A 26846-nucleotide genomic window follows, 5' to 3' on the forward strand; every position below is an offset into this window, starting at 1 on the left:
GCGGGTCCGCAGGCCCGGCCGCCCAGCTCAGGCAACCGACCACCACCACCGAACGTCTCGAAAACCAGATGCACATGACGAGAGTTGAGCAAGTGGTGACGTTCGGACATTCCCGTGATGCATGCGGTGACGACTGGCCGTTGGTGGGGCGCGAACGCGAGCTCGCCACCCTCGACGCCGTGGCCGCCGAGGTCCTGTCCGGCCGGTCCCGCGTCGTACAGCTCGAAGGGTCTGCCGGGGTCGGCAAGACCGTCCTGCTGAGCACCTGGTGGGAACGGAACAAACAGTTCCGGGTGCTGCGGGCCCGCTGCCATCCGCTGGAGCGCGAATTCGCCTTCGGCGCGGTACGACAGCTGTTCAAGCCCCTGCTGGCGGCCGCCTCCGATACCGACCGCGCCCGCCTCCTGGAAGGGTCCGCAGCCGCGACCCTGCGGGCGCTGGACGACGCGGCCACCGGTCCGCTGCCGGAGGCCGCGGGCGCGACGGCGGCCACGCTGCGGGGACTCGACGCACTCGTCTCCCGGCTCTCCCGGCGGCAGCCCCTGCTCCTGGCGGTCGACGCCCTGCAGTGGATCGACCAGCCGTCCCTGCGATGGCTGGTGCACTTCATGGGGCGGTCGGACAGCCACCCCGTGCTGATCGCGGTGACCACCCGGAGCGCCGAGGCCAACCGGCTCGATCCGCTGTTCGCCGAGCTGGTCCGCCCCGCGGAATGCCACACCCTCGTCGTCGAGCCGCTCGACGTGGCCGGCGTGGGAGCGCTGGTGCGCACCCTCTGGGACGTGGCCGAGCCCGACGACGCCTTCTGCGCCGCCTGCCACGCCGCCACCGGCGGGCACCCGCTGTTCGTCCGCGCCCTGCTCCACCAGGCACAGCGCAGCGGGGTGCGGCCCACCGCGGCGTTCCGGGACCGGATCCCCACGGTCCTGCTGTCGACGCTCGCCGGGGAGATCGCGCACCGGCTCTGCCAGGCGTCCGGCGAGGTCGTGCGGCTGGCCCGGGCGCTGGCCTTCCTGGGCGACCGCAAGCCGCCCGAACTGCTCGCCGCGTACTGCGGGACGGGACGGGCGGTGGTGCTCTCCGCGGCCGGGGACCTGCGGTCGCTGGGCCTGCTGCGGGCGGACGGCGACCTCCGCTTCACCCATCCGGTCGTCCGCGACACGGTGCTCGGGATGCTGTCGCCCGAGGAACTCGGTGCCGGCCATGCGCGGGCCGCCCAGGTGTCCTGCCTCAGCGGACGTCCGGACGAGGAGGTCGCGGCCCATCTGCTGGCGGCCGGCCCCGTGCACGGCTCCTGGGTCCTGCCGGTGCTGCGCCGAGCCGCCACCGGGGCCCTGCACCGCGGTGCACCAGAAACGGCCGTGACCTATCTGCGCGCCGCGCTCGACCAGCCGCTGGACGGTGCCGAACGCGCCCGAGTGCTCCTGGACCTGGGCACCGCGGCCAGCCACTACGATGCCGGGCTGGCCATCTCCTGCGTCACCAGCGCGTTGGAGGAGCTGACCGACGAGACGGCCCGCAGCGACGCCCTGGGCGTGCTGGCCTACTCCCTGCTCATGTCCCGCGGCTCCCGCACCGACCTGTCGAGCGTCGACCGGAAGATCGCGGCGCTGTGCGACCGGCGCACCGCGGACGCCGGGGCAGCCGACCGGGAACTGGCGCTGCGCATGGGGGCGCTGCGCTCGTGGATGGAGTTCGAGCGGCCGTCCGCCAGATGCCAGGCCCCGGCCCCGGCCTCCGACCCCGACCCGGACGACGACCTCGCCGACCGCACCGCCGGGGAACGCCAACTGCTCGCGATCCGTGCCTTTCGCGCCCTGCGGGCGGCCCTGCCCGCCCCTTACATCGCCGGCCTCGTCGAGCGTGCGTCCGTCCACCTGCCGGCGTTCTCCCACGACCTGTTCCCGCTGCACTACTTCGTCGCCCAGACGCTGCTGTACCTCGACGAGCTCGACACGGCCGACCGGCTCAACCGCCATCTCACCCGGGAGGTCTCGGGCAAGGGCATGGAGCTGCTGGTCTCCTCCCTGATGGTCTATCAGGCGGGGCTGGCGCTGCGCCGCGGGAACGTCACCGAAGCCCTGGCCACCGCACAGACCGCCGCCGACCAGGCGTGCGCCGCCGGGCGGCTCCCGTACGCACTGAGCCTGGACACCATCAGGATCGATGCCCTCCTCGCCCGGGGCAGGACCGAGGCCGCCGAGCGGATCGCGCTCACGCACTCGGTGGCCGGACAGACCGAAGTGGCCTGGGAGCAGCCCCGGTTCCTGATGAGCCTGGCGGCCCTGCGGATCGCGCAGGGGGACCTGCGGGCGGGGCTCTCCCTGCTCCGCGAGTGCGGTCACCACTGCGAGGCCGCGGGGATGGTCACCCCCGCGATGGCACCCTGGCGCTCCCGCGCCGCGGCCGCCCATCTCGCCCTGGGCGACCCCGCATCGGCGCGCACGCTGGCCGAGCAGGAGCTCGACCTCGCCCGGCGCTGCCAGATCCCCCGCGCCCTCGGGATGGCGCTGCGGGCGACGGGGGCGGCCACCGGTGGACCCCGGGGGCTGGACATGCTGGCCGAGGCCGTCCACGTCCTCGCCCCCGCACCCGCCCGCCTCGAACTCGCCCGCGCGCTGGACGACTTCGGATTCGCCCTGCTGCACCGGGACGACAAGCGGGGCGCCCGCCGGGCGCTGCGCCGCGGCCTGGACCTCGCCGTGGAGTGCGGTGCCACGGTGCTCGCCGCGCGTCTGGAGGAGCGGCTGCACCTCGCCGGGGGGCGGGTCGGCAGAGCCGGGACGGCGGGGCCCGGGGCGCTGACCGCGGGGGAGGAACGCGTCTGCACGCTGGCGGCACAGGGATACAGCAACAAACAGATCGCCGAACTCCTCGTCGTCACCCTGCGGACCGTGGAGACCCATCTGACCGGCGCCTACCGCAAGCTCGGGATCGCGGGGCGCCCGTACCTCGCCGCGGCCATGGCGGCTGCGGAGAGGTCTCGTGGGGGGAGCGGCACGGCGGAGGCCAGGGGGAACGGCGCGGTGGCGTCCAAGGGGCGCGGTCCGGCGCAGGCCGGCGGGAGGGGCCGCACGGCGGAGTCCTGACGTGCGGCCCGCGGGGTGAGCCGCGTCTCACCGGGGCGGTGCCCACTTGTCTATGCAACAAGTTGCATAGAAGGATCGGGGCATGGCGCTCGACCACGCGATCCTCGTCTCCCTGCTGGAGAAGCCGGGCTCCGGCTATGAGCTGGCCCGGCGGTTCGAGCGGTCCATCGGATACTTCTGGACCGCCACCCACCAGCAGATCTACCGCGTCCTGAAGCGGATGGAGAGCGACGGCTGGATCGACGTCCGCGAGGTGCCGCAGCAGGCCCGGCCGGACAAGAAGGAGTACTCCGTCGCCGCGCCGGGCCGGGCCGCGCTCTCCGCGTGGCTGCACGAGCCGATCGAGCCCGAGAGCGTCCGCCACGACCTCGCCGTGAAGATCCGCGGCGCGGCGTTCGACGATCCGGCCGCGCTGATCCGCGAGGTCGAGCGGCACCACCGGGCGCACACCGACCGGCTCGCGCACTATCTCGCCGGAGAGCGGCGGGACTTCACCGGTCCCCAGGCGCCCGCCACGCCCGACGCGGGGCAAGAGCTCCAGCACGTCGTGCTGCGCGGCGGCATCGCCTACGAGCGGATGACCCTCGCCTGGCTCGACGACGTGCTCGCCACCCTCCACCGGCTCGCCGCGCGCCACCCGAGCGGCCCCGAGCGCTGAACCGGCACCCACGACCCGGGCCCCGCCGTCCACCGGCACGCCCGGAAACCGTCCGTCACGACCCTCGACCCCCGATCCGGAAAGGCGACCCGCCATGGCCGACCAGCTCCTGTTCAACCCCCGCACCTACGACCCGGCGCACTTCGACCCCGAGACCCGCCGGCTGCTGCGCGCCACCGTCGACTGGTTCGAGGCGCGCGGCAAGCGCCGGCTGATCGAGGACTACCGCTCCCGCGCCTGGCTGGCGGAGTTCCTGGAGTTCTCCGCCAAGGAAGGGCTGTTCGCCACCTTCCTCACCCCGGCCTCCGCCGCCGACGGGCAGCCGGACAAGCGCTGGGACACCGCCCGGATCGCCGCCCTCAACGAGATATTCGGCTTCTACGGCCTCGACTACTGGTACGCCTGGCAGGTCACCATCCTGGGCCTCGGCCCGGTCTGGCAGAGCGACAACGCCACCGTCCGCGCCCGCGCGGCCGAACTCCTCTCCCAGGGCGAGGTGTTCGCCTTCGGCCTGTCCGAGAAGGCCCACGGCGCCGACATCTACTCCACCGACATGCTGCTGGAGCCCGACGGCGACGGCGGCTTCCGCGCCACCGGCTCCAAGTACTACATCGGCAACGGCAACGCCGCCGGCCTGGTCTCCGTCTTCGGCCGCCGTACCGACATCGAGGGCCCCGACGGCTATGTCTTCTTCGCCGCCGACAGCCGCCACTCCGCGTACCACCTCGTGAAGAACGTCGTCGACTCCTCGAAGTACGTCAGCGAGTTCCGCCTGGAGGACTACCCGGTCGGCGCGGACGACATCCTGCACACCGGCCGTGCCGCCTTCGACGCCGCCCTCAACACCGTCAACGTCGGCAAGTTCAACCTCTGCACCGGCGCCATCGGCATCTGCGAGCACGCGATGTACGAGGCCGTCACCCACGCCCAGAACCGCATCCTCTACGGCCGCCCCGTCACCGCCTTCCCGCATGTGCGCCGCGAGCTGACCGACGCCTACGTCCGCCTCGTCGGCATGAAGCTCTTCAGCGACCGCGCCGTCGACTACTTCCGCTCGGCCGGTCCCGACGACCGCCGCTACCTCCTCTTCAACCCCATGACGAAGATGAAGGTGACCACCGAGGGCGAGAAGGTCATCGACCTGATGTGGGACGTCATCGCGGCCAAGGGCTTCGAGAAGGACACCTACTTCTCCCAGGCCGCCACCGAGATCCGCGGCCTGCCGAAGCTGGAGGGCACGGTCCACGTCAACCTCGCCCTGATCCTCAAGTTCATGGGCAACCACCTGTTCAATCCGGCCGAGTACGACGAGGTGCCCACCCGCCTCGACGCGGCCGACGACGCGTTCCTCTTCCGGCAGGGACCGGCCCGCGGCCTGGGCGCCATCCGCTTCCACGACTGGCGCGCCGCCTTCGACGCCTACGCCGAGGTGCCCAACGTCGCCCGCTTCCGGGAGCAGGCCGACGCCCTCTGCGAGTTCGTCACGACCGCCGCTCCCGACGAGGCGCAGAGCCGCGACCTCGACCTGCTGCTCGCCGTCGGCCAGCTGTTCGCGCTGGTCGTGCACGGCCAGCTGATCCTGGAGCAGGCCCGCCTGACCGGTCTCGACGCCGACGTGCTCGACGAGCTGTTCGCCGTCCTCGTCCGCGACTACTCCGCCCACGCCGTGGAGCTGCACGGCAAGGATTCGGCCACCGCGGAGCAGCAGAGCTGGGCGCTGGGCGCGGTCCGCCGTCCGGTCGTCGACGAGGCCCGCTCGGCCCGCGTCTGGGAGCGCGTCGAGGCGCTGGCCGGGGCGTACGAGATGGCGCCGTAACCCCGCAGCCCCCGTCGGCCGCACTGCGGAGCGGCGGGCCCGGCCGGCACCCACGGGTCCCGGCCGGGCCCGCCGCTCCTGCCATAGGAGCACGGGTGGCCTGATCCCGTAGGCTCGACGGATGGCGAAATACTTCGATGTGCACCCCGACAATCCGCAGCGGCGCACCATCAGCACGGTGGCCGAGAGCATCCGCTCCGGTGCGCTCATCGCGTACCCGACCGACTCCTGTTTCGCACTGGGATGCCAGCTGGGCAGCCGCGACGGCATCGACCGCATCCGGTCGATCCGCAACCTCGACGATCGTCACCACTTCACCCTGGTGTGCCAGAACTTCGCGCAGCTGGGCCAGTTCGTGCACGTCGACAACGATGTGTTCCGCGCGGTGAAGGCGGCGACGCCCGGCAGCTACACCTTCATCCTGCCCGCGACGAAGGAGGTGCCGCGCCAGCTGCTGCACCCGAAGAAGAAGACCGTCGGCGTCCGGATCCCGGACCATGGCGTCACCCAGGCCCTGCTCGCGGAGCTCGGTGAGCCGCTGCTCTCCAGCACCCTGCTGCTGCCCGACGAGGAGGAGCCGATGACCCAGGGGTGGGAGATCAAGGAGCGGCTCGACCATGTGGTGGACGCGGTGATCGACTCGGGCGACTGCGGCACCGAGCCGACCACCGTCATCGACTTCTCCGGCGACGGCGTCGAGATCGTTCGCCGCGGCGCGGGTGACCCCGCCCGGTTCGAGTAGCCGGGCCGGGGCGCCACAACCGCCGGCACCGGCCGAGGCTCGGTGCCGGCCCCGCTCCGGTACCGGTCCCGGCCGGACCGGCTCGGTCGGAGGTCGGCACCGGCTCGATGACCCGGCCCGAGGAGGACGCCCGGGCGGCCTCCTCGACGTCCTCGAAGCGGAATGCGGTGACGAGCTTCTCCACCGGGAGCCTGCCCTGCCGGTGCAGCGGACGAGGCGGGGGACGAACGCGGCGGGCACGGCGTCCCCTTCGCCCACTCCCCGGACGCCGATCCCCTCGGTCAGCACCGTCATGATGTCGAACTCCGCCCCCGCCCCGATCCCGACCGGGGCCGGCGTGCCCTGCCGGCGCAGTGCGGCCGTCCGGGACCTCACGGGTGGCGGCACGCAGCACGCCCTCGCCACCACCGGTCAGCCGGCCGTCCTCTCCGAGGCCATCGCGCCCCACGCGGCCGGCGCCGAAGACCGTCACGGACCCGGTGCCCCGACCCCGGGTCTTCTCGGCCCGGGGCTGTTCCCGCGACAGCGGGACTCCGCGTCCCCCTCGGCCGCACGGCCCACCGGTCCAGGGCCGGGCAGCTGCGAGCGCGGTCGGGCAGCCGTCCCGCGCGCCCTTGCCGCTCTGCCCCTCCGGCCCCCTGTGGCGCCAAGTGCCCGAAAATCAGGTGGAGTCGGGTAAGGCGGCATATGGCACTATTCCCTGGCGAACATCCATACGGCCGGGCGGGATCGCTTCGGGCCGGAATTCCTTGGAGAGAACCATGCGACGTGCTGCCTTCCTCGCGCTGGGCGCGGCGATGCTGTTAAGTGCCGGATGTTCAGGGGCCGTTGAAGGCGAGCCCCAGTACCAGGCGGAGGATGCGGCGGCGGAGTCCGCCGGACATGAGAAGGCCGTACGGGCAGCCGTGGCCGCGACGAGCCGCGACGCTGCCCGGCTCGACGAGAAGATCACCCTGGGCGGCCGGGGCGAGACGTACTCCCTCGCCGTGCGAGGGCGCTTCGACCTGGCGCGGCACACCGGTCGGCTCACGGTGAACCTGCCGGGAGGGGCGGTCGATCAGGTGGAGGAGATCTTCACCGGCGGCACGGTCTACCTGCGGGGCGTTCCGGCGGCCGCCGGCAAGTGGGCGGCGATCGACCGTGACGACACCGAAACCCACTATCTGCTGCGCTCGCCGGTGAACGACCCCGAGCACCTGCTGCGCCAGGTGGCCGCGATGCGGTACGTCGCGAAGGCCGGGGAGGAGAAGATCGACGGCGTCACCGCCGTGCACTACCGCGGCGTCCTCGACTACTCCACGATCACGCTCCGGATGTCGCCGGAGACCCGCACCAAGGCCGCCCAGATGCGGGAGTCCCTCGGAGGGACCTTCCCGGTCCACGCCGATGCGTGGGTCGACGGGCGGCAACGCCTCGTGCGCGCCCGGCTGTCCTTCGGCAATGCCGGTATCGAGGTGACGAACACCCTCACCCTCTCGGCCCCCGGTGCTCCGGTGGAAGCCGATGCTCCCGCAGCTCGCGGCGTGGTCCGGACGCGCACGGTGAGCGGAGTGCTCCTCGGGTAGCGCCCTTCCCGCACGGGGGCCGTCCCGCCCCCCGCGACTTCCGGTCGTCGCGGCCCGGCCCCACGACGCCCCGCCCGGAAGCCACCCTCCCCAGATGCGCACCTACAGGTGCGCAACCATGGGTGCGCACCTGTCGTGTCACCCATGCGGCTGCCTCCCCCAGATCTTCAGGTACGCCGCGCGGTAGCCGGGCGGGTCCCAGGTCGTGGCGCCGCGGCTGTTGGCGGCCGTGGAGATGTGGACGGGGGCGACGTAGCCACTGGCCGGTTGGTGGGAGAAGGCGCGGTTGAACTCGTCGAGGATCTGCCAGCCCTGTTGGGAGAAGGGCTCGGGGACGGTGGCCGCCTGGAACTGCCTGCTGTTGATGCGCTGGAAGGCGGACGGGTCGCCGTCGCCGGCGCCGATGTTGAACGGGGCGCCGCCGCCCTTCCTGCGGGCCGCGCGCAGGGCCGGGGCGGCGTCGGCGAAGTAGACGTCGTTGATGGCGACGGAGTGGGTCCAGCGGTCCCGGAAGCGGGAGAGCAGCGAGGAGACCTCCTGGGGAGTGCGGCTGCTGGTGTCGGGGATCGGGATGTTCTCCTCCGCCAGCAGCCGCACGCCCGGACAGGTGGCCAGTTGCTTCTTGATCAGTTCGGATTTGTGCCGGGCGAACGGGATCGAGGCATCGGTGAACACGACGACTCCCGCATGGCCGCGGGAGTGGGCGATGACCCAGTCCGCGCTGACCTTCGCGACGTCCCGGACCCGGGTGGTGACGTTGCTGAAGAGTTCCGGGTCCTTGCTCGGGCCGGGGGCGTCGACCGCGTGCCAGCCGACGAGCGGGATGTGGTCCGCGCGGGCCTTGGCGACCTGCTGCGACGTCAGGCGCGGGTCGAAGCCGCCGATGACGATGCCCGAGGGCTTCAGGGCGATGGCCTGGCTGAAGGCCGCCTGGATACCGGCGGGAGTGCCCTGCCCGTCGATCACCCGCACGCGCCAGCCGATGGCCTTCGCGGCTTCCTGTACGCCCTTGGCGGCTCCCGCGACGCCGGGGTTGGTCATGGTCTGCGCGACGTAGACGATTCTTCCGCCGGCGACCGCCCGGGGCCCGCTCGTCGGGCCGTCCCAGGTGGTGCGGGGCTGCTCGGCCCGTGCGACGGCAGCCCGGGCCCGGGCCAGGACGGCGGGACAGCCGGACGACGCCGGGCCCGGCGAGGAGGACGCGGCCCCCGACGAGGCGCCGCGTTCGCAGCCGACGAGGCAGGCTGCCGCCATCGCGATGACGGCGGCGCCGCCCAGGACGGCCCTGCGCCGCGCGCGTACGGGCGCTCCTTGCGGAGGGACGGCACGAGGGGGAGGGCCGGGGGTCATGAGCCGGCGTGGACCGCGTCGTGCCGGGCCCGGGGCGGGTTCGTCCGCCGTCGGCGCAGCTGGCGGCGGGCCGCATAGCCGGCCATGCCGACGGCGAGCAGCAGGGTGGCGCCGTTGAACAGCGGGGTGACCCAGAACTGGGCGCCGAGCTGGCCGATCCCGGCGAGGCCGATGGCGAGCACGACGACGGCGACCAGCGTGCCCAGGGCGTTGGGGCGGCCGGGCCTGATCGCGGTGGACCCGAGCAGCGCACCGACGAAAGCGGGCAGCAGATAGTCCAGGCCGACGCTGGGGTTGCCGATCCGCTGCTGCGCGGCGAGCAGGACCCCGGCGGCACCGACGACCAGCCCCGATCCGGCGAACGCATGGACGACGTAGCGCCGGATGGGGATGCCCACCAGCTCGGCGGCGCGGGGGTTGGCGCCGATGACGTACAGGTACCGGCCGAGCGGCAGCCGCTCCAGGAGCAGCCACAGGACGGCGGTCAGCGCGAGGACGTAGAACGCCGAGACCGGCAGGCCGAGGAACCGGGAGTCGTAGAGGTCGGTGAAGGGCGCCGGCAGGCCGTGCGGACCGGGGACGATCCGGGCGCCGTTGGTGATCCAGCCGGTGAGGGCGTACAGAATGCTGCCGGTGCCGAGCGTGGCGATGAAGGAGTCGATCCGCGCGAATTCCACGACCACCCCGTTGAAGACGCCGACGACCGCCCCGCCGAGGACCACCACCAGGCAGGCAAGGGGCCAGGGCCACGCTTCGACGGCGATCAGCCGCATCGTCATGACGTGCGCGAGGCCGAGCCCGTAGCCGATGGACAGGTCGAAGTTGCCGGTGACGATGGGGATCATGGCGCCGAGGGCGAGGAGCGCGGGGATCGACTGGTTGGAGAGGATCTCCGAGATGTTGTCCAGGGTGGGAAAGGTGCCCGGCAGGGCGAGGGAGAAGGCCAGGAAGAGCAGGGCGGCCAGGGCCAGGAGGCCGTAGGCGCCCAGGAGGTGCCCGGACCGGCGGCCCAGCAGGGGACGGAGGGAGCGGGTCATGGCTCCACCGTCCCGGTGAGCGCGGTCATCGCCGAGGAGGCACGGGCGAGTTCGGCGACCGTGAGGGCCGCGCCGCTCAGCTCGGCCGTCGCCGCCCCGCGGACGAACACCAGGGCGCGGTGGCACACCCGGGCGACCTCCTCGAAGTCGGTGGAGAGGAGCAGGACGGCGAGGCCGTCGGCCAGTGCGTCCCGGAGCAGGCGGTAGAGCGCCGTCTTGGCGCCGACGTCCACCCCGGCGGTCGGCTCTTCGAGGATCAGCAGGCGCCGGTTCGCCCGGAGCCACCGGCCGACCATGACCTTCTGCTGGTTCCCGCCGGACAGGGTGGCGATCGGCGCCTCGGTGTCCCGGGGCGACACCGCGAACCGCTCCAGCAGGTCCGCCGCCTCGGCGCGCTCGCGGCGGGGGGAGAGCAGGCGCCAGGACGGCACCCCGCTCGCCCGGGGGTTGGCCAGGAAGTTCTCCCGTACCGTCAGTTCGGCGGCGCAGCCCTCCTCCTGACGGTCGCTGCTGACGAAGCCGACGCCGGAGCGGACGGCGGCCGTGACCGTGTGCGGGGCGTACGGCCGGCCGTCGAGCAGCGCCCGCCCGCCGGTGAGCGGCCCGGCGCCGGCGAGGGCACGGCCCAGTTCCCGGTGTCCCGCGCCGGTGAGGCCCACCATGCCGAGGATCTCCCCGGCGCGCAGCTCCAGGCTGACCGGCGCCGTGTTCCCGGTCCGGACGCGGTCGAGGACCAGTACGGGCGGACCCGTCGCGGGGGCGAACCGGTAGCCGCCCGGTTCGCGGCCCACGATGTCGCGCACCAGGCGGGCCGGGGGGTAGCCGGCGACCCGGCCCTGACTGATGAGGCGTCCGTCCCGCAGGACGGCGAAGGTGTCCGCGACCTTGTACACCTCGTCGATCCGGTGGGTGACGTGGACGATGGCGCGCCCCTGGTCGCGCAGGGTGTGCAGGACGTCGAACAGCCGGGCGCAGTCCGCTGCCGGGAGGCTGGCGGTCGGCTCGTCGAGCACGAGGACGTCGGCCCGGGTGGACAGGGCGCGGGCGAGGGCCACCAGGGAGCGTTCGGCGCGCGGGAGGCCGGCGACCTGGGCATCCGGGTCGAGATGCGCGGCGACGATGTCCAGGGCCGCGGTGCCCTGCCCGCGGACCATCCGCCGGGACAGCAGCCCCGCGCGGCGCGGGTAGCCGGCACCCAGGGCGATGTTCTCGGCGACCGTCATCCAGTCCACCAGGCCCAGGTCCTGGTGGATGAAGGACAGGGCGCGGGAGGCCGCCTCGGTGCCGAGCGGGTGCCCGGCGACGCTCACCTCGCCCTCGTCCGCGTGGTGGACGCCCGCGAGCACCTTGATCAGGGTGGACTTCCCGGCACCGTTGGGGCCGAGCAGGGCGAGGACACGGCCGGCGTGGATGTCGAGGTCGACGCGGTCCAGCGCGACGGTGCCGCCGAACCGCTTGCTGAGGCCGTGCACCCGGACCAGGGGCTGCGGGGCACGGCGCGGGGGAGGGGGGCGGTCAGGAGCGTCGTGCACGGACTTCTCCGGAGGTCGGCCTCTTGGTCCTGCTGGGTTCGTCCCGACTGACGGGTACTGCGGGGGCGCTTCCCGGCGGCCGGGGCGGCGCGCCCGCTGGTCCGGTGGCGCGCCACCCGTACCGGTTACCGCACGTGCGTCATGCTACGTCCCGCTTCGTCCGAGATGCTGCAGGGGCCGTCAGAGGGCGGGGATGTCGTCGAAATACGCCGCGGCCGCGTCGGGCCCGCCCGCGGGCGCCCCCAGGGCGCACTCGGCCCAGATGACCTTGCCGCCGGAGGTGTAGCGGGTGCCCCACGCCTGGGCGAGTTGGGCGACGAGGAAGAGGCCGCGCCCGCCCTCGTCGGTGGTGGCCGCATGGCGCAGATGCGGGGCGGTGCTGCCGGCGTCGGACACCTCGCAGATCAGCGTGCGGTCGTGGAGCAGGCGCACCTGGATGGGGGCGGCGCCGTAGCGGATGGCGTTCGTGACCAGCTCGCTGAGCAGCAGCTCGGTGGCGAAGACGACGTCGTGCAGTCCCCAATCGGCCAGTTGGCGGGTCACGGCGGCGCGGACGCCGGAGACGAGCGCAGGGTCGGCGGGCAGGTCCCAGGTGGCGATCCGTTGGGGGTCCAGGGCGTGGGTACGGGCGACGAGCAGCGCGATGTCGTCGGCGGGATGCTCCGGCACCACGGCCCGGACCACCGCCTCACAGGTCTCCTCGGGCGGACGGGCCGCGTGTGCCAGGGCGCCGCGCAGCTGGTCGAGGGCCGTATCGACGTCGCGGTGCCGGCCCCCGATGAGCCCGTCGGTGTACAGAACGAGCCGGCTGCCCTCGGGGAGGGTGAACTCGGCCGTCTCGAAGGGCAGTCCGCCCAGGCCCAGCGGCGGTCCGGCGGGGAGCTCGGGGAAGGTGACGGTGCCGTCGGGGCGGACCAGCGCGGGCGGCGGGTGGCCGGCCCGGGCCATCACACACTGCTGGGTGGTCGGGTCGTAGATGACGTACAGGCAGGTGGCGCCGATGATGCCGGTGCTGCCCGCGGTGTCCTCGGTGCCCTCGTCCCGGTCGAGGCGGCCCACGAGATTGTCGAGATGGGTGAGGACTTCGTCCGGGCCGAAGTCGAGTTCGGCGAAGTTGCGCGCGGCCGTGCGCAGCCGGCCCATGGTGGCGGCGGCGTGCACGCCATGGCCGACGACGTCCCCGACGACGAGGGCGACACGGGTTCCCGAGAGGGGGATGACGTCGAACCAGTCGCCGCCGACCCGCGACTCGGCGGGCATATAGCGGTGGGCGACCTCGACGGCGTTCTGCTCGGGGATGCTCTGCGGCAGCAGGCTCCGCTGCAGCGCGAGGACCATGGCGTGTTCGCGGGTGAAACGGCGGGCGTTGTCGATGCAGATCGCGGCGCGGGTGCCGAGTTCCTGCGCCAGCGAACGGTCGTCGTCCCCGAACGGCGCGGGGTCCCGCGAACGGTAGAAGCTCGCCGTGCCCAGGGCGATGCCGCGGGCCAGGAGGGGCACGGCGATCAGCGAGTGGATGTGGTGGTCGAGGAGCCGCCGGGCGTGCGCGGGATCCTGGGCGATCCAGCCGCCGGCCGTCCTCAGGTCCGGTTCGAGCACGGGCTGCCCGTCGGCCAGGCAGCGGAGCTGGGGCGTGCTGGGGCGCAGGTCGACTTGCTCACCGGCAGGGTAGAAGGGGCAGTCGTCGCGGATCCCGTGGACCACCGTGCGGTGGAGGCCGGCGCGCGGATCGGTCGGCTCCTCGCCGCGCAGCACGGCCTCCGGAAGGTCGATGGTGACGTAGTCGGCCAGCCGCGGGACGGCCATCTCGGCGAGCTCCCGGGCGGTGCGGCTCACGTCCAGTGTGGTGCCGATGCGGGTGCTGGCCTCGGTCAGCAGCTCCAGCCGCCGCCGGGCCGCCACCGCGTACGTGCCCACCCCCGGCTCGCCGATCAGCACCAGCCCGCCCGCCGCCCCGGCGGCGGGCTGACCGGCGGCGCCGAGCGCATCGGGCGGACGCACCGACGTGGCCGGCCGCTCCGGTTCGCCGCCGGGAAGGGGACCGGGCGGCGGGGCGGGGGCGAGCATCAGCGGGGCCGGCGGGCCGGGGGCGGCGCCCGCCGTGGTGAGGACGGCGAGGTGCTGGTGCGGGGAAGGGAGGACGGCCTCGATGACGACGCCCTCCACCCCGGAGGGACTGGTCACCGGGCGGCTAAGCAAGGTGATCCGCCGCCCGCCGGGCAGGGGGACCTCGACGGCGGCCCGCTGCGCCGAGGAGATCAGTTCGGTGGCCCGCTCCTTGAGGATCATCTCGTCACGCCAGTCCAGGCCGCTCTCGGCGAGCCCGCCCGGCTGCCCGTCGGCCGTCGTGTCGCCGGCCGGGGCGCCGCTCCTGGCATCGAGGTACGCCTGTAGCAGGGCACGCTCCCGCGTCGAACTCTGCTCCAGGAGCCGTCGTTCGATGGCGCCGGCCGCCCTGCTGATCACGTGGTTCAGCGCCGCATCCGCGTCGGTGGGCGGAAAGCCGAAGCACAGGACGCCCTCGATGCGTCCGCTGAGCGGGTCCCGGACGGGAACGGCCGCACACGCATTGGCCTGGGAGCGTTCGGCGAAGTGCTCGGCGCCGTACACATTGATCAGCTGCCGCTCCGCGAGGGCCAGACCGATCCCGTTGGTGCCCGCGAACTCCTCGGCGAACACGAACCCCGGGACGCTCTGGATCGCTGCCAGGTGCCTGACCAGCGAGGTGTCGCCGAACCGCCGTTGCAGCACGGCCCCGTGCCCGTCGGCGAGGGACACGTTCATGTTCCGGCCCGCGAACCTGGCCTGCAGCCGGTCCAGTACGGGGGTGGCGGCGCGCACGAGGCGGCCGTCCAGATCGATGTCCGGACGGTAGGGAAGCTCGCAGCCCTCCGGCGCGAGGCCCAGGGACCGCGAACGCTGCCAGGAATTCAGGATCGGGCTGCGTACGGTCCCCTCGACCGTCCCCCCGCGCAGGAACTCTTCACGGGCGCGCGCGGGGCCGATGTCCGCTCCCACGAGCCCCATCCCGATCACTTCCCACATCGGTACGTGCTGCTGTGGCCGCCCGTACGTCGGAGCAGCCGCACCCTTCGGTCACTCGGCAGTGCAGCCGCACCATGCCGTCTCATTGTAGATCTTTGCCCATATAACGGTACTGATCGTGAGCGGCGGAGAGGGCCTGGGGCACACGCCGTCACACAAGGTCACAGAAGGTCGGCGACTCGCCCGCGGCCGTCCGGGGCCCGCCGACCGCCCCGCCCCGACCGCCCGTTCACAGCACCGCCACCGGGTCGACCGGCGAGCCCGTGCCACCCGGAATGTCCAGCGGCGCCACCACGAGGAGGAACGCAAAGCGCCCCGTCTCCGCGGCGGCGACCGAGAGCGCTTCGAGATCGAGATTGTCCAGCAGCGGCACCCCCATCGCCGCGAGGGCGAGCGCATGGACCGGGGAATGCAGACCGTCCACCGGCGAGGGCCGTACGTCGCTGTCGCCGTCCGCGCCGAGCAGGGCGATCCCCCGCTCGGCCAGCAGCGGCACGGCATCCACGTGGAAGCCCGCGCTCGCCGCTCCGGGATCCCAGGCACCGACCTCGCGGCGCCGGCGGACGCTGCCGGACCGCAGCAGCACCGCATCGCCCTCGCCGATCGTCACACCGAGTGCCCGCTCGGCGGACGCGATGTCCCCGGCGTGCACGGCCCGTCCCGGCTCCAGCCAGCCGCACCCCGCAACGGCGGGCAGGTCCAGCAGCACGCCCCGGGTCACCAGGGGACCCAGCGCCGACACGGCACCGAAGCGGGCCCCTCCGGCGTCGATCCACTCGCGCGCGGGACGGCCGTCGTAGAGCTGCCCGCGGTAGGCGGCGTGGGACAGCGCGTCCAGATGAGTGACGGCCTTGCCGTGGTAGTCGACGCCGATGAAGTCCTTGTGCGTGGCGGGTTCCGGGGGATCGACGTCGCCGAGGTCGGACATGTAGTGGAGAGCGGGCCTGGGGTTGTCCGGTCCGGCGGCCGTGCTCCAGGGGCGCCCCAGGGCGACGGCCGTTCCCGACCGGACCAGGGCGGTGGCCCGCCGCACGTGCTCCGGGGTCACCCGGTTCCAGGCGCCGCGGTCGGCGGGGACCCAGCGGCCCCAGGTGCGTACCTGCGCGAAGAGCGCGTCGAACTCCCGGCGGGAGACGGCGGGCCCGTTGCCCGTGCCGGTCGGCGGGGGCGTCGGCGCCCCGCCGCGGCCGCCGGTCATCCGCGCGGCCCCGGGTCGGAGGGGAAGGGCTGGGTGCGGGCGATGAGCAGGGCGACGTCGTCCGGGTCGTCGGGGCGCCGCAGGTCGCGCAGGAGCCGGTCGCAGGTCTCCTCCAGGGAGCTGTCGGGTGCGTCGAGCAGGCGGCGCAGGGTGTCGAGCCGCTCGTCGATGGGGTGGTGGCGGGTCTCCACCAACCCGTCGGTGTACAGCACCAGTTGGTCACCGGGGTCCAGGCGGAAGGTGGTGGTCTCGAAGGGGACCCCGCCGACTCCGAGGGGCGTGCCGGTGGGCAGGTCGAGGAGTTCGGGGTGCTTGCCGCTGCGCACCAGGACGGGCGGCAGGTGTCCGGCGGTGGCGATGTGGCACGCGGCGCGGTACGGGTCGTAGATGGCGTAGACGCAGGTGGCGATGTAGTGCTCCAGCCCCGAGGTGATCTTGTCGAGGTGCTGGAGGACCTGCGCGGGTTCGAGATCGAGGTCGGCGAAGGCGCTGGTGGCGGTGCGCAGCCGGCCCATGGTGGCGGCGGCGTCGATACCGCTGCCCATGACGTCGCCCACGACGAGCGCGGTCTTGTCGCCGTCGAGCGGGAGGACGTCGTACCAGTCGCCGCCGATCTCGTACGTGGCTTGGGCGGGCCGGTAACGGGAGGCGATCTGCAGCCCGGGCAGGCGGGGCGGATGGTCGGGGAGCAGGCTGCGCTGCAGGGTCTCGGCGGCGTTGCGCACGCTCTGGTGCCAGCGTGCGTTGTCGATGCAGACCGCGGCGCGGGAGGCCAGTTCGACGGCGAGGGCGAGGTCGTCCTCGTCGAAGGGCAGGGGGGTGCGGGCGCGGGTGAGCCCCAAACAGCCCAGGATCTGACCGCGGGCGATGAGCGGCGCCAGCAGATAGGAGTGCACCCCGGCACGGGCCAGCAACGTGGCGGCGTGGCCGTCGCGGGCGATGCGCGCCAGGTCGTCGTCGTCCGTGTGGGAGACCAGGATCGGGCGGCCGGTGCGTACGCACTGGGTGGCCAGCCGGTCCGCCTCGTAGGCGGCGGTCTGGCCCGGAGGGTCGGCGGCCTGGAGGGCTTCGGTGGGGTAGGCGCCCTTCACCGCGAGGGCACGGAAGACCGCGGGACCCTCGTCACGGGCCGGGCGGTGCGCGCCCAGGATGGAGTCGAGCACATCGACCGTGGCCACGTCGGCGAGTTCGGGAACGGTGACCTCGGCCAGCTCCCGCGCGGTCTGTTCCACCTCCAGCGTCGTACCGATACGCGCCGAGCCGTCCGCGATCAGGGCCAGCCGCCGCCGGGCCTCACTGGCCTCCATGGCCGCCTGGTACCGGTCGGTGACGTCCACCACGAGGTCGGCCACCCCCAGGATGCGCCCCTGCGGGTCCTCCAGCCGGTACAGCGAGATGGACCAGGCGCGCTGCTGGTCGGGGTCGGAGGGGCTGCGGCCGACGACGGTGGCCTGGTCGACCATGGGGACGCCCGTCTCCAGGACCTGCCGCATCGCGGTCTCCGGCACCTCGAACTTCGAGGCGCTCATGATCTCGCGGTAGTGCCGGCCGAGGTGGTCCTTGGCGGGGATGCCGTGCATCCGTTCCAGGGCGGGGTTGACGGCCGCATAGCGCAGCTCGGTGTCGAGGATGGCCACCCCGATGGGGGACTGGGAGATCAGCCGGGTGGACAGGGCCACATCCCGCTCCACCTCGCGGAGCGTCGGCGAGTCGGTGGCGAGTCCGAGGGCGTAGAAATCGCCGCGGTCGTCCAGCAGCCGCATGTTGCGCAGCTCCACCAGCCGTGCGCTGCCGTCCTTGTGGCGGACGGGGAAGGTGCCGCCCCAGCTCCGGCCGGTCTGCATGACCTCGGCGAACTTCTCGATCACCAGGTCCCAGTGCTCCTGGTGGATGAGCAGCGGCGCGGCGTACTGCCCGAGGGCCTCCTCCGCGGAGTAGCCGTACAGATCCGCGGCCTGCGGACTCCACAGGACGATCCGTCCCTCGGCGTCCACCAGCACCGCGGCGACGGCGAGGAGGTCCATCAGCCCGCTCGGCTGCGACGACTTGCCCTCCGGATCACCGGCGCCGGCCACGCGCTCCTCGTCTGCGCTCACCCCGGCACTCCTTCCGTCCGCCGGACCACATGGGCGGTGTGCCGCACTCCGTTCCGTGGCCCGACCCGCCCACGTGTCTCGCTGTGGCCTGCCCCTGGCAGGTGAGTGCTGTGGCTTCCATCGTCCCCCCTGATCGTCCGCCCGCATACTCGTCGCCGCCGGGCCCGGGCCCGGCGGCCCGGCCCGGCACACACCGGCCGGCCCCGCAGAGAGACGAAGGGGTACGCGGCGATACGCAGGGATACGCAGGGCCTTCCCGGAGGCGGCGGACTTCTGAAACGTCGCCCCGGAGGCCGGGAAGACATTCACGACCCGGAAATCATCGAGGAATGCAGACGCCCCCCGAACTGCCGCCTTCGCGAGCTGAGGGCATCACCAGAAGTTGCCCGACCGCACAGCAAGGCGCAAAGTTGAGGGAAACTTATGCGAGATCGGAGCGCGCCGTGGTCGTTCTGGGAGTCATTCTTCTCGTCATCGGATTCCTGACCGGTATTTCGATTCTGTGGACCATCGGAATCATTCTCGCCGTGATCGGCGCGATTTTGTGGCTGCTCGGCACGATGGGCCACGCGGTCGCCGGACGAAAGCACTACTGGTAGCGCCGCACGAGCGCCCTCGCCGACGACCCGCGGCGGGCCGAGGCCGTCAGTCCACGCAGGACGCGGCAGCGGCCCGCCGGCGTGCGAGAACGCCGAGCACCCCATCCACGGCCAGGAAGGCGACGAGCGACCCGCCGAGCAGCGGCACCGCCCAGCCCACTGCGCCGACGACGAGCACCAGCGGAATCAGCACGGGCAGCGGAATCCGCCGCCAGGCGCCCCGCGGGACCGGCCGTCCGAACGACAGGGTGCGGTCGCGGGTGGGACGGCGCTGCCACCACATCCGGTAACCCCAGAGGATCAGGAAGACCAGCGCAAGGGCCAGCGCGGCCAGCGCGAGCTGGTTGACGAGGCCGAACAGGGTCCCGGTGTGCAGGTCGATGCCGTAGCGGGTGAGCTTGGCCAGGACCGGATGGTCGGCGAAGCGCGAGACATCGGTGACCTTCCCCGTACCCGGGTCCACCGCCACCGCGTCCTGCTTCTCGGGCCAACTGCGCTGGACCTGCTTGACGACGTAGGCGGTGCCCCTGCCCGTCGGCAGATCGATCTCGACGGGGTCGGACAGACCCTTCGCGCGAGCCGCCCCGAGCACCTTGTCGACCCCGACGTCCGCGGACGCGGATCCGGCGGCTCCGCTCGCCCCGCCGCCCTGCTTCCCGTCCTTCCCCGGCATGTCCGGCATCCCCGCCATCCCGCCGGAGCCGTGGTGGGCGTGGTCCTCGGCCACGGCCGTGGAGACGGCCGGCGTCTCCTGCCCCAGGGCCCGGCGGAGTTCGTCGATGTTCCCTCCGGCATAGGTGGACCAGGTCAGGCCGGTCGCGGACAGGAAGAAGAGGCCGACCGCCGCCCACACGCCCACCGCCCCGTGCCAGGACAGCGTCCGGCGCCGTCCGGTCGCGGTGCGGTCCGGCAGGGCGAGCGTCCGGAGCCTGCGGTTCGTCCGCTTCCGGCCGATCCACAGCGCGAGGCCGCCGCCGGCGACCACCCACAGCCAGCTGGCGGCCAGTTCGCTGTAGAGGCGGCCGGGCTCGCCCAGGTGCAGGTTGCGGTGCAGGTCGTCGAGCCAGGTGCGCAGCGGCAACGCGCCCGTGGCGCCGTACGTCGGAAGTGCTCCCCGGATCGTGCCGGTGTAGGGATCGACGAAGACGGCGAGCTGGTGCTCGGCGGACACCCCCGGCACGTCGGCGAGCAGGACGCGAGTGGTGTCACCCGGCTGCGGCGCCGGGCGCACGGCGGCGATCGTGCCCTCCGGGTGGGCTGTGCGGGCGGCGGCGACCTGCCGCGACAGCGGCATGGTGTGCTCACCGGCCGGGACGCTCAACTCGTGCGCATAGACCACCTTCTCCGCCTGGAACGCCCCGGCGTACAGCAGCCCGGTGACCGCGGTGACCAGCAGAAAGGGCGCGATGAGCACACCGGCGTAGAAGTGCAGCCGCCACACCAGCGGGCGCAGCGCCGACCACCCGGTCCGTCGGGCGGCCGCCCGCTGCGCACCCGGGCCGACGGCGTCCGGGGCCTCGTCGGCGTCGCTCGATGCGAGACGTTGTTCAGTGGGCACGCGGAGGCTCCCAGCTCGAAGGCGAAGCGGCCCGGCTCGCTGCCGTGCCACTTCAGGGAGTCGGAGAACCGGATGCGTGAGTTCCGGCGGTGGGGTGTGAGCCGGCTCATAGGGGGTGGGGTCGCGCCCCTCCGCCCCGAAAAAAACTACAACGCACTGCAAAATTGCAGTAGGGTTCACCTTCGTTGTTCGGTCAGGCTCCCATTGCAGGGGGAGGAGCGGGTACGCATGGCTGCACCCTCGGACGGGCTGCGCAGCGTGACGGCCGTCCGGTACGTGACCCCGCTGCGCAGCGGCGGCTCCGTCCCGGGCGTCGTGGAGGCCGACGATCTGGGGACGTACGTCGTCAAGTTCACCGGCGCGGCGCAGGGGCGCAAGGCGCTGGTCGCCGAGGTCGTCGTCGGCGAGCTGGCCCGGCGCCTCGGGCTGCGCGTACCGGAGCTGGTCCTGGTGCACTTCGACCCGTCGGTCGCCGGCGAGGAGCCGCACCAGGAGATCCAGGACCTGCTGCACGCCAGCGCGGGGCTCAATCTCGGCATGGACTACCTGCCGGGAGCCGCCGACTTCGCGCCGGACGCGCTGGAGGTCGATCCGGCGGAGGCCGCCCGGGTCATCTGGCTGGACGCCTTCACCGCCAACGTGGACCGTACGGTGCACAGTCCGAACCTCATGACCTGGCCGGCCGCCGGCCCCCGGGAGCCCCGCCTGTGGCTCATCGACCACGGCGCCTCGCTCGTCTTCCACCACCGCTGGGACGGTGCGGCGGACGCCGTCGGCAAGGCGTACCCCTTCCAGCACCACGCGCTCGGATCCCGCCGCCCCGACATGGCGGCGGCGGATGCCGAACTCGCCCACCGCGTGACGCCAAAGTTGCTGCGCGAGGTCGTCGCCGCCGTCCCGGACGAGTGGCTGACCGCCGAAGCGGGCTTCACGACTCCGGACCAGCTCCGCGAGGCCTACGTCGCCCACCTCGCCGCCCGTGCAGAAATATCCGCGCAGTGGCTCCCCGCGCCTTTCCCGGCAAGGCCGCCCCTGCCCGCGTGAAGCGGGTTCCTAAACTGGGCCCATGGGCGAAGGGCTGCGGGAACGCAAGAAGCGGCAGACACGGCAACGCATCTCCGACGCCGCCCTCGGCCTGTTCCTGGAGCGGGGTTTTGACCACGTCACCATCGCCGAGGTCGCGGCCGCGGCGGAGGTCTCGGTCAACACCCTCTACAACTACTACGAGGCCAAGGAGGACCTCGTCCTCCCGCCGGACCAGGCCTCCGCGCAACGGCTCGCCGACATCGTGCGCGCCCGGCAGCCCGGCGAGTCCGCCGCCCGGGCCGTCCTCACCCAGTTGCGGGACGAAGTGCGGCGCCGTGATCGCGCAGTGGGCCTGACCGCGGGCTTCGGCCCCGTCTTCCACATGATGCGGGCGGCCCCCACCCTCACGGCCCGCCTGGAGGACCTCGGCCGGCAGATGACCGACGCGGTCGCCGCCGTGCTGGCCGAGGAGGCCGGCGCCGGGCCGGACGACCGGACACCGTTCCTGGTCGCCGGCCAGATCGGCTGGTTCCACTCGCTGCTCTACGCCGAGATCGGCCGGCGCATCGTCGCCGACGAGAAGCCGGACGCGATCGCCGAGGCCGTACTGGCTCTGCTCGACCTCGTCGAGAGCCTGCTGAGCGAACAGGTGCTGGCCTACGCCACCCGCCGGGACTGACGGGGGCGGGCCGGCGCGGGCGGGCCGCCGCCGAATCCACGGGGGCGGCCCGCCCGCCGACATCACACCGTGGCGCCGGCGGGGTCTGCCGACGCCGGAGGCGCGGTGGCTACTGGGCGACCACGCCGGACTTGGCGATGACGATGTCGGCGCGGGTGGCGCCGCTGCGCGAGCCCAGGGCCTCGATCTTCCTGACGAGGTCCATGCCCTCGACGACCTCGCCGAAGACGACGTGCTTGTTGTCCAGCCAGTCCGTCACGATGGTGGTGATGAAGAACTGCGAGCCGTTGGTGTTCGGGCCGGCGTTCGCCATCGACAGCTGACCGGGCTTGGTGTGCTTGAGCTGGAAGTTCTCGTCCTGGAACTTCTCGCCGTAGATGCTCTTGCCGCCGGTCCCGTTGCCGGCGGTGAAGTCGCCACCCTGGAGCATGAAGTCGGGGATGACGCGGTGGAAGCCGGATCCCTCGTAGCCGAAGCCGTGCTCGCCGGTGGCCAGCTCACGGAAATTCCTCGCGGTCTTGGGGACCACGTCGTCGAACAGGGTGAAGACGATCCGCCCGGCGGGGGCGCCATCGATGGTGATGTCGAAAAACACGTTGTCAGTCATGACGGCATCCTTACATCCGCCTCTGCCGCGGCGAGGCGCGGCCCCCGGTGCCCCTCGCGGCAGGCGTCCGTGTAAGGGGCACGGCGGGAGGAAACCTCCGCCCGGAAACCGGGCCGAAAACCGACCTCGACAAGCGCACTTCCGGACCGGGAAAGCACAGGTCGGACCGCTCCATGACCGAAGGTGAACCGTCCGGCACATTGATTGCGGCTCCCGCCCGCCGAACGGCGGAATACGCAAGACTGCCGAGGTGGATTCGGGCATAGCAGCGATCTTGGGGGCCACCGTCGGCGCACTGGGTACGGGAGGTGCCGCGGTCGTCACAGGACTGTGGGCAGCCCGGGCCGCCCGGGATCAACTCATGGCTCATGAGGTCCAGTTGAGGCGGCAGTTGCGCGTCGATCATGTGCGGGAGCGCCGTGAACCGCGCCGCACGGTGTACGCGGAGTTCCTCACACAGGCACGAGCCGTCGAGCGGGCGCTCGGAAGATACCGGGAAGCGCACACGACGGACATGGATGCCTTCCACCGGGAAGTCGACAAACTCGACCACCTCGGCGTGCACGTACTCCTGGAAGGGCCGCAACCCGTGATTTCTCCTTCACAGGAGCTCATCCGAAGTGCGCACCGATGCATCAGGCCCCTGCGGAACTCCATCGGGGCGCAGGAGCGCTGCGACGCCGGATCCTCCGAGTGCGTGGACGCCGCCGCCTCCGTTGCCGAAGCCGGCCTGGCGTTCACCGCCGAAGTACGGGACTTCGCGGAGACCGCCCGCCGCGTCCTCGACGACGATCCGACGGACGGATCCCCGGCGCGCTGAGAAGGCGCGGCGCTTCGCCGCCCGCGCGATCCGACGCCGCAGGGCGGCCGCCGGCGCCGCGTGCGCGCGAACCGTAGAAGCTACCCACGCACCGCACCCTCATCCGCGCAGCCGACACACACGGAAGCACGCCCGGCGAGGCGGCCGCCGGAAGCCCGGAGAGTGCCGGTGGCATGGGCCACCGGCAGTCGGCCGTACCGGGCGGTGCCCTGCGCACTCCCCGAATCCGCTGCGCGTGCGCCGTTCACCACTCATCGCGACGGGAGAAGCGGCCGCGATTTCGGCCGCCGGTGCGGGGATGCACACTTTCTGTTGAAGGCCGCCGCCCAGGGGCTTGGTGCGGCAGGAAATCAGCAAATCCTTCTCTGGAATCGGGCGCGTCGTGCGCCCACGAGGGAAGGACGGCTATGCGACGCATCATCGTCGGCACCTGCGCGGCACTCGTGGCTCTGGGGATCGGGTGGGCCGGCCCGGCCGTTGCCGCGCCGGTACCGGTGACGGCCCTCACCTGCGATGGCGACACCTACAAGTGCACAGCCAACCTCCGCTTCGGTGACAACAATTGGAAGGCCACCTGGGGAGCGACCATCCAGCACCAGACGCCCCGCGCCGCCTACCGCGCTCCGGTCCCGGTGACCGCGCTCAACTGCGACGGCGACACCGGCAAGTGCACCGCCAACTTGCAGTTCGGGGACGGGAACTGGCGGGCGAGCTGGCCCGCCACCATCTACCACCAGGCCCTCCGGTCCGCCCAGGGCGCGCACCTGGCCGCTCCGGTACCGGCGAACAGCCTGACCTGCGACGGTGACACCGGTCGCTGCTCCGTCAACCTCCAGTACGGCGACGGCAACTGGAAGGCCCACTGGGCCGCAACCATCTACCACCAGTAGTAGCCGGCCGGTTCGTCAGCCGAAGGACGAAGCCGGGGAAACCGGGCCCGGGGGCGCGCGGTCGGCGCCCCCGGGCGTCAGCACCGCCGCACGACAGACGCACCCGCGGACCCGCGTGGCAGCCCCACGCGGCGGACGACCGCCCGTCCGACCGCGCACTCCCAACGGCCCGCGAAATGCGCCCGCGGAATACCGGCGCACACCCGTCGGCAGAGCAGGAGTGACGCTCATTTACCTATTGTCAGGTTGATTGCCGAACGCGTCACTGCTGTCACCCGCACGCCTTCTGCCGAAGTGCCGGGGACCCTACCGTCACAGGCATCCGACAAGTGACGGCGGCACCTCCCGCTCCGAAAAGGACCGTGCGCGAATGGGTTCGTGCACGGATACGGAGCGGCGGCTGCCCAGGGAGAAACCATGTCCGCAGTGATAGCGCAGCAGGACAATCCGCAGTCCTCGGGCTCTTGGCCCGGCGGGGACGGCGGAGGCTGGCCCAGATATCCGCGGCTCTACGAAGCCATTCCGAACTCGGGGCCGACGGCCGGAGGAAATTCCGTCCTGCTCACCGGGGCGGGCCTGCAGGGCACGAGCCAGGTCACCTTCGGTGGCATTCCCGCCACCATCACCGCCCAGGACCCTTCCGGCGGCTCGGTGAGCGTCATCGCGCCCCCGCACGCAGCGGGCACCGTCCAGGTCATCGCCACCACGCCGAGGGGCAACACCAACTCGGTGAGCTACACCTACACCGTCACCCCGCCCAGCGGCCCGACGGTCACCGCCCTCGTGCCCAACAGCGGCTCCACGGCCGGCGGTACGGCGTTCGCCCTCATCGGCACCAACCTCACCGGCGCGACGGTCACCTTCAACGGAGTGCCGGCCACCGGGGTGTCCATCAACGCCGCGGGCACGGTGCTCACCGGCGTCACACCGCCCGGCCCCGCGGGCAACGTCCCGGTCGTCGTCACCACACCCGCCGGAAGCACCACCGTCGCCGGCGGATACACCTACACGGCGCCTCCGCCCGTGGTGACGTCGCTGACACCGACGTCGGGCAGTACGACGGGTGGTACCGCGTTTGTGATCATGGGGAGCAATTTGGGTGGGGCGGTGGTGACGTTCAACGGGGTTGCGGCGACGGGGGTTTCGGTCAATGCGTCGGGTACGGCGCTGGTCGGCTTCACGCCGGCCGGACCGCTCGGCAATGTGCCGGTCGTGGTCACCACACCGGCCGGCAGCGCCGCGGTCGCCGGGGGGTACACCTACACGGCACCGCTTCCGCCGGTGGTGACGTCGCTGACGCCGTCGTCGGGGAGTGCGGCGGGTGGTACGGCGTTTGTGATCGTGGGGAGCAATTTGGGTGGGGCGGTGGTGACGTTCAACGGGGTTGCGGCGACGGGGGTTTCGGTCAATGCGTCGGGTACGGCGCTGGTCGGCTTCACGCCGGCCGGACCGCTCGGCAATGTGCCGGTCGTGGTCACCACACCGGGCGGCAGCGCAACCGCCGCCGGCGGATACACCTACGTGTGAGCGCTGGTCCCCCTTCCTCCGCTCGCCTTGAGCGGCAGGGGAGGGTGGGGCGGGCGGTGCATGCGCACCAAGTTCATCGCGGGGAGCGGCAGTTGAGTCCGCCCGCGCGGTCCCGACGCTGCCGGGGCCGCGCGGGTCCGGGCCTCGGCAGCGCCATCCGGGTGAAGAGGAAGAGGCTCTCTCGCCACCGGTCGCGTTCCCTGCGCCACCGAGGAAAGACGACAGGCGTTTCAAGGGTTTCACCGACGCAGAGGTGGAGTGGGACATGCCGATCAGTCCGGACCAGGGGTCCACCGGCGGTGGGGCCACGGTGACCTTCACCGGCACCGGCCTCGCGGACGCCACTGCCGTGCTCTTCGGAACCAAGTCGGCCACCATCACGGCCAATACGCCCACCTCCGTGTCGGCCGTCCTCCCCTCGGGGGCCGGGGTGGTCGACGCCACGGTGCGCACACCAGGGGGCACCAGTGATCCGGTGCCCTTCTACTACGTCCCTCCGCCCGTCGTCGTCGGCGTCTCGCCGTCCTCCGGGCCCCTCGCGGGCGGCGGGACGGTCACCCTCACCGGGCGCGGCCTCGACACCACCGAGTCCGTGACGTTCGGAGCCACGGAGGTGACGCCGACGGTGGTGTCCGACAGCGAACTCACCGTCGTGAGCCCCGCCCACGCGGCCGGTTCCGTCTCCTTGGCCGTCACCGCCCGGGGCGGCAGTGCCACCGCCACCGACCCCTTCGCCTTCGTGGCCCCGCCCACGGCCACCGGCTTCAGCCCGCTGACCGGCCTGCCCGCGGGCGGCACCCTCGTCGGCATCACGGGCACGAATCTGGCGACGACCACCGGCGTGACCTTCGGCGGTGTCCCCGCCACGTTCGCCGTCCTGTCCGACACCGGAGTCGCGGCCATCGCCCCCGTGCACGCCCTGGGTGCCGTCACCGTCGCGCTCACCACCACGGGCGGCAGCGCCACCGCACCCGGGACCTTCCTCTACCTGATCGGTTGACCGGGAGCGGTC

General features: G+C 72.6%; 20 protein-coding genes. 12 read left to right on the forward strand and 8 right to left on the reverse strand.

Features of this window, described 5'->3' with window-relative positions:
* Positions 1–74 precede the first annotated feature (74 nt).
* The 5 genes from AB0411_RS04480 (at position 75) to AB0411_RS04500 (ending at position 7870) form a co-directional block, all read left to right on the forward strand.
* On the forward strand, positions 75–3089 hold the full coding sequence (locus tag AB0411_RS04480) for an ATP-binding protein (RefSeq protein WP_366415733.1): 3015 nt from the start codon (positions 75–77) through the stop codon (positions 3087–3089).
* Positions 3090–3171: 82 nt separating this feature from the next.
* Positions 3172–3747 carry a PadR family transcriptional regulator gene (locus AB0411_RS04485; RefSeq protein WP_366415734.1) on the forward strand — a complete coding sequence of 192 codons (576 nt, stop codon included), beginning with the start codon at positions 3172–3174 and terminating at the stop codon, positions 3745–3747.
* 94 nt (positions 3748–3841) lie between these two features.
* Positions 3842–5563, forward strand: coding sequence for an acyl-CoA dehydrogenase family protein (locus AB0411_RS04490; protein WP_366415735.1), 1722 nt, complete (start codon positions 3842–3844; stop codon positions 5561–5563).
* Between the two features lie 121 nt (positions 5564–5684).
* Positions 5685–6305, forward strand: coding sequence for an L-threonylcarbamoyladenylate synthase (locus tag AB0411_RS04495; protein ID WP_366415736.1), 621 nt, complete (start codon positions 5685–5687; stop codon positions 6303–6305).
* A gap of 761 nt (positions 6306–7066) precedes the next feature.
* Positions 7067–7870 (forward strand): hypothetical protein, encoded by an 804-nt coding sequence (locus tag AB0411_RS04500; RefSeq protein ID WP_366415737.1) that lies wholly within the window; start codon positions 7067–7069, stop codon positions 7868–7870.
* 138 nt (positions 7871–8008) lie between these two features.
* Here AB0411_RS04500 and AB0411_RS04505 read toward each other — a convergent pair whose 3' ends face one another.
* The 6 genes from AB0411_RS04505 to AB0411_RS04530 form a co-directional block, all read right to left on the reverse strand.
* Positions 8009–9124, reverse strand: coding sequence for a substrate-binding domain-containing protein (locus tag AB0411_RS04505; RefSeq protein ID WP_366415738.1), 1116 nt, complete (start codon positions 9122–9124; stop codon positions 8009–8011).
* A gap of 92 nt (positions 9125–9216) precedes the next feature.
* The gene (locus AB0411_RS04510; protein WP_366415739.1) at positions 9217–10257 is read right to left on the reverse strand and encodes an ABC transporter permease; all 1041 of its coding nucleotides are present in this window, start codon (positions 10255–10257) and stop codon (positions 9217–9219) included.
* Positions 10254–11789 (reverse strand): sugar ABC transporter ATP-binding protein, encoded by a 1536-nt coding sequence (locus AB0411_RS04515; protein WP_366415740.1) that lies wholly within the window; start codon positions 11787–11789, stop codon positions 10254–10256. Before AB0411_RS04515 ends, AB0411_RS04510 begins: the two co-directional genes overlap by 4 nt.
* A 180-nt stretch (positions 11790–11969) precedes the next feature.
* Positions 11970–14816, reverse strand: coding sequence for a SpoIIE family protein phosphatase (locus tag AB0411_RS04520; RefSeq protein WP_366415741.1), 2847 nt, complete (start codon positions 14814–14816; stop codon positions 11970–11972).
* Between the two features lie 247 nt (positions 14817–15063).
* Positions 15064–16032, reverse strand: coding sequence for a cyclase family protein (locus tag AB0411_RS04525; RefSeq protein WP_366415742.1), 969 nt, complete (start codon positions 16030–16032; stop codon positions 15064–15066).
* Complete coding sequence (locus tag AB0411_RS04530) at positions 16029–18056, reverse strand: SpoIIE family protein phosphatase (RefSeq protein ID WP_366416294.1); 2028 nt, start codon at positions 18054–18056, stop codon at positions 16029–16031. The genes AB0411_RS04525 and AB0411_RS04530 overlap by 4 nt, the downstream gene beginning before the upstream one ends.
* Before the next feature lie 515 nt (positions 18057–18571).
* Between AB0411_RS04530 and AB0411_RS04535 the strand changes: the two genes are divergently transcribed.
* Entirely contained in the window at positions 18572–18727 is a 156-nt protein-coding gene (locus AB0411_RS04535) for a DUF6131 family protein (RefSeq protein ID WP_086716983.1), read from the forward strand.
* A gap of 46 nt (positions 18728–18773) precedes the next feature.
* Here AB0411_RS04535 and AB0411_RS04540 read toward each other — a convergent pair whose 3' ends face one another.
* A complete protein-coding gene (locus AB0411_RS04540) occupies positions 18774–20285 on the reverse strand; it encodes a PepSY-associated TM helix domain-containing protein (protein ID WP_366415743.1) in 1512 nt (503 codons plus the stop codon).
* A gap of 228 nt (positions 20286–20513) precedes the next feature.
* On the opposite strand from AB0411_RS04540, the gene AB0411_RS04545 reads away from it, so the two are divergent.
* On the forward strand, positions 20514–21329 hold the full coding sequence (locus tag AB0411_RS04545; protein WP_366415744.1) for a HipA family kinase: 816 nt from the start codon (positions 20514–20516) through the stop codon (positions 21327–21329).
* 22 nt (positions 21330–21351) lie between these two features.
* Positions 21352–21990 carry a TetR/AcrR family transcriptional regulator gene (locus tag AB0411_RS04550; protein ID WP_366415745.1) on the forward strand — a complete coding sequence of 213 codons (639 nt, stop codon included), beginning with the start codon at positions 21352–21354 and terminating at the stop codon, positions 21988–21990.
* Between the two features lie 109 nt (positions 21991–22099).
* Here the strand turns inward: AB0411_RS04550 and AB0411_RS04555 are convergent, their stop codons facing one another.
* Positions 22100–22597 (reverse strand): peptidylprolyl isomerase, encoded by a 498-nt coding sequence (locus AB0411_RS04555; RefSeq protein WP_366415746.1) that lies wholly within the window; start codon positions 22595–22597, stop codon positions 22100–22102.
* 361 nt (positions 22598–22958) lie between these two features.
* Here AB0411_RS04555 and AB0411_RS04560 point away from each other — a divergent pair, with 361 nt between their 5' ends.
* The 4 genes from AB0411_RS04560 (at position 22959) to AB0411_RS04575 (ending at position 26834) form a co-directional block, all read left to right on the forward strand.
* On the forward strand, positions 22959–23417 hold the full coding sequence (locus tag AB0411_RS04560; RefSeq protein WP_366415747.1) for a hypothetical protein: 459 nt from the start codon (positions 22959–22961) through the stop codon (positions 23415–23417).
* 407 nt (positions 23418–23824) lie between these two features.
* The gene (locus tag AB0411_RS04565; RefSeq protein ID WP_366415748.1) at positions 23825–24307 is read left to right on the forward strand and encodes a hypothetical protein; all 483 of its coding nucleotides are present in this window, start codon (positions 23825–23827) and stop codon (positions 24305–24307) included.
* A gap of 417 nt (positions 24308–24724) precedes the next feature.
* Positions 24725–25834 (forward strand): IPT/TIG domain-containing protein, encoded by a 1110-nt coding sequence (locus AB0411_RS04570; protein ID WP_366415749.1) that lies wholly within the window; start codon positions 24725–24727, stop codon positions 25832–25834.
* A gap of 265 nt (positions 25835–26099) precedes the next feature.
* Positions 26100–26834: an IPT/TIG domain-containing protein gene (locus AB0411_RS04575; protein ID WP_366415750.1), complete on the forward strand. Its 735-nt coding sequence runs from the start codon at positions 26100–26102 to the stop codon at positions 26832–26834.
* Positions 26835–26846: the final 12 nt, after the last annotated feature.

The sequence above is a fragment of the Streptomyces angustmyceticus genome, from assembly GCF_040701845.1.
GTDB lineage: Bacteria > Actinomycetota > Actinomycetes > Streptomycetales > Streptomycetaceae > Streptomyces > Streptomyces angustmyceticus_A.

Bases quoted from the DNA above. Each gene is read 5' to 3' on its own strand.
- AB0411_RS04480 (WP_366415733.1), top strand. From the start codon at position 75: ATGACGAGAGTTGAGCAAGTGGTGACGTTCGGACATTCCCGTGATGCA.
- AB0411_RS04485 (WP_366415734.1), top strand. From the start codon at position 3,172: ATGGCGCTCGACCACGCGATCCTCGTCTCCCTGCTGGAGAAGCCGGGC.
- AB0411_RS04490 (WP_366415735.1), top strand. From the start codon at position 3,842: ATGGCCGACCAGCTCCTGTTCAACCCCCGCACCTACGACCCGGCGCAC.
- AB0411_RS04495 (WP_366415736.1), top strand. From the start codon at position 5,685: ATGGCGAAATACTTCGATGTGCACCCCGACAATCCGCAGCGGCGCACC.
- AB0411_RS04500 (WP_366415737.1), top strand. From the start codon at position 7,067: ATGCGACGTGCTGCCTTCCTCGCGCTGGGCGCGGCGATGCTGTTAAGT.
- AB0411_RS04505 (WP_366415738.1), bottom strand. From the start codon at position 9,124: ATGGCGGCAGCCTGCCTCGTCGGCTGCGAACGCGGCGCCTCGTCGGGG.
- AB0411_RS04510 (WP_366415739.1), bottom strand. From the start codon at position 10,257: ATGACCCGCTCCCTCCGTCCCCTGCTGGGCCGCCGGTCCGGGCACCTC.
- AB0411_RS04520 (WP_366415741.1), bottom strand. From the start codon at position 14,816: ATGGGGCTCGTGGGAGCGGACATCGGCCCCGCGCGCGCCCGTGAAGAG.
- AB0411_RS04525 (WP_366415742.1), bottom strand. From the start codon at position 16,032: ATGACCGGCGGCCGCGGCGGGGCGCCGACGCCCCCGCCGACCGGCACG.
- AB0411_RS04530 (WP_366416294.1), bottom strand. From the start codon at position 18,056: ATGGACCTCCTCGCCGTCGCCGCGGTGCTGGTGGACGCCGAGGGACGG.
- AB0411_RS04545 (WP_366415744.1), top strand. From the start codon at position 20,514: ATGGCTGCACCCTCGGACGGGCTGCGCAGCGTGACGGCCGTCCGGTAC.
- AB0411_RS04550 (WP_366415745.1), top strand. From the start codon at position 21,352: ATGGGCGAAGGGCTGCGGGAACGCAAGAAGCGGCAGACACGGCAACGC.
- AB0411_RS04555 (WP_366415746.1), bottom strand. From the start codon at position 22,597: ATGACTGACAACGTGTTTTTCGACATCACCATCGATGGCGCCCCCGCC.
- AB0411_RS04560 (WP_366415747.1), top strand. From the start codon at position 22,959: ATGGCTCATGAGGTCCAGTTGAGGCGGCAGTTGCGCGTCGATCATGTG.
- AB0411_RS04565 (WP_366415748.1), top strand. From the start codon at position 23,825: ATGCGACGCATCATCGTCGGCACCTGCGCGGCACTCGTGGCTCTGGGG.
- AB0411_RS04570 (WP_366415749.1), top strand. From the start codon at position 24,725: ATGTCCGCAGTGATAGCGCAGCAGGACAATCCGCAGTCCTCGGGCTCT.
- AB0411_RS04575 (WP_366415750.1), top strand. From the start codon at position 26,100: ATGCCGATCAGTCCGGACCAGGGGTCCACCGGCGGTGGGGCCACGGTG.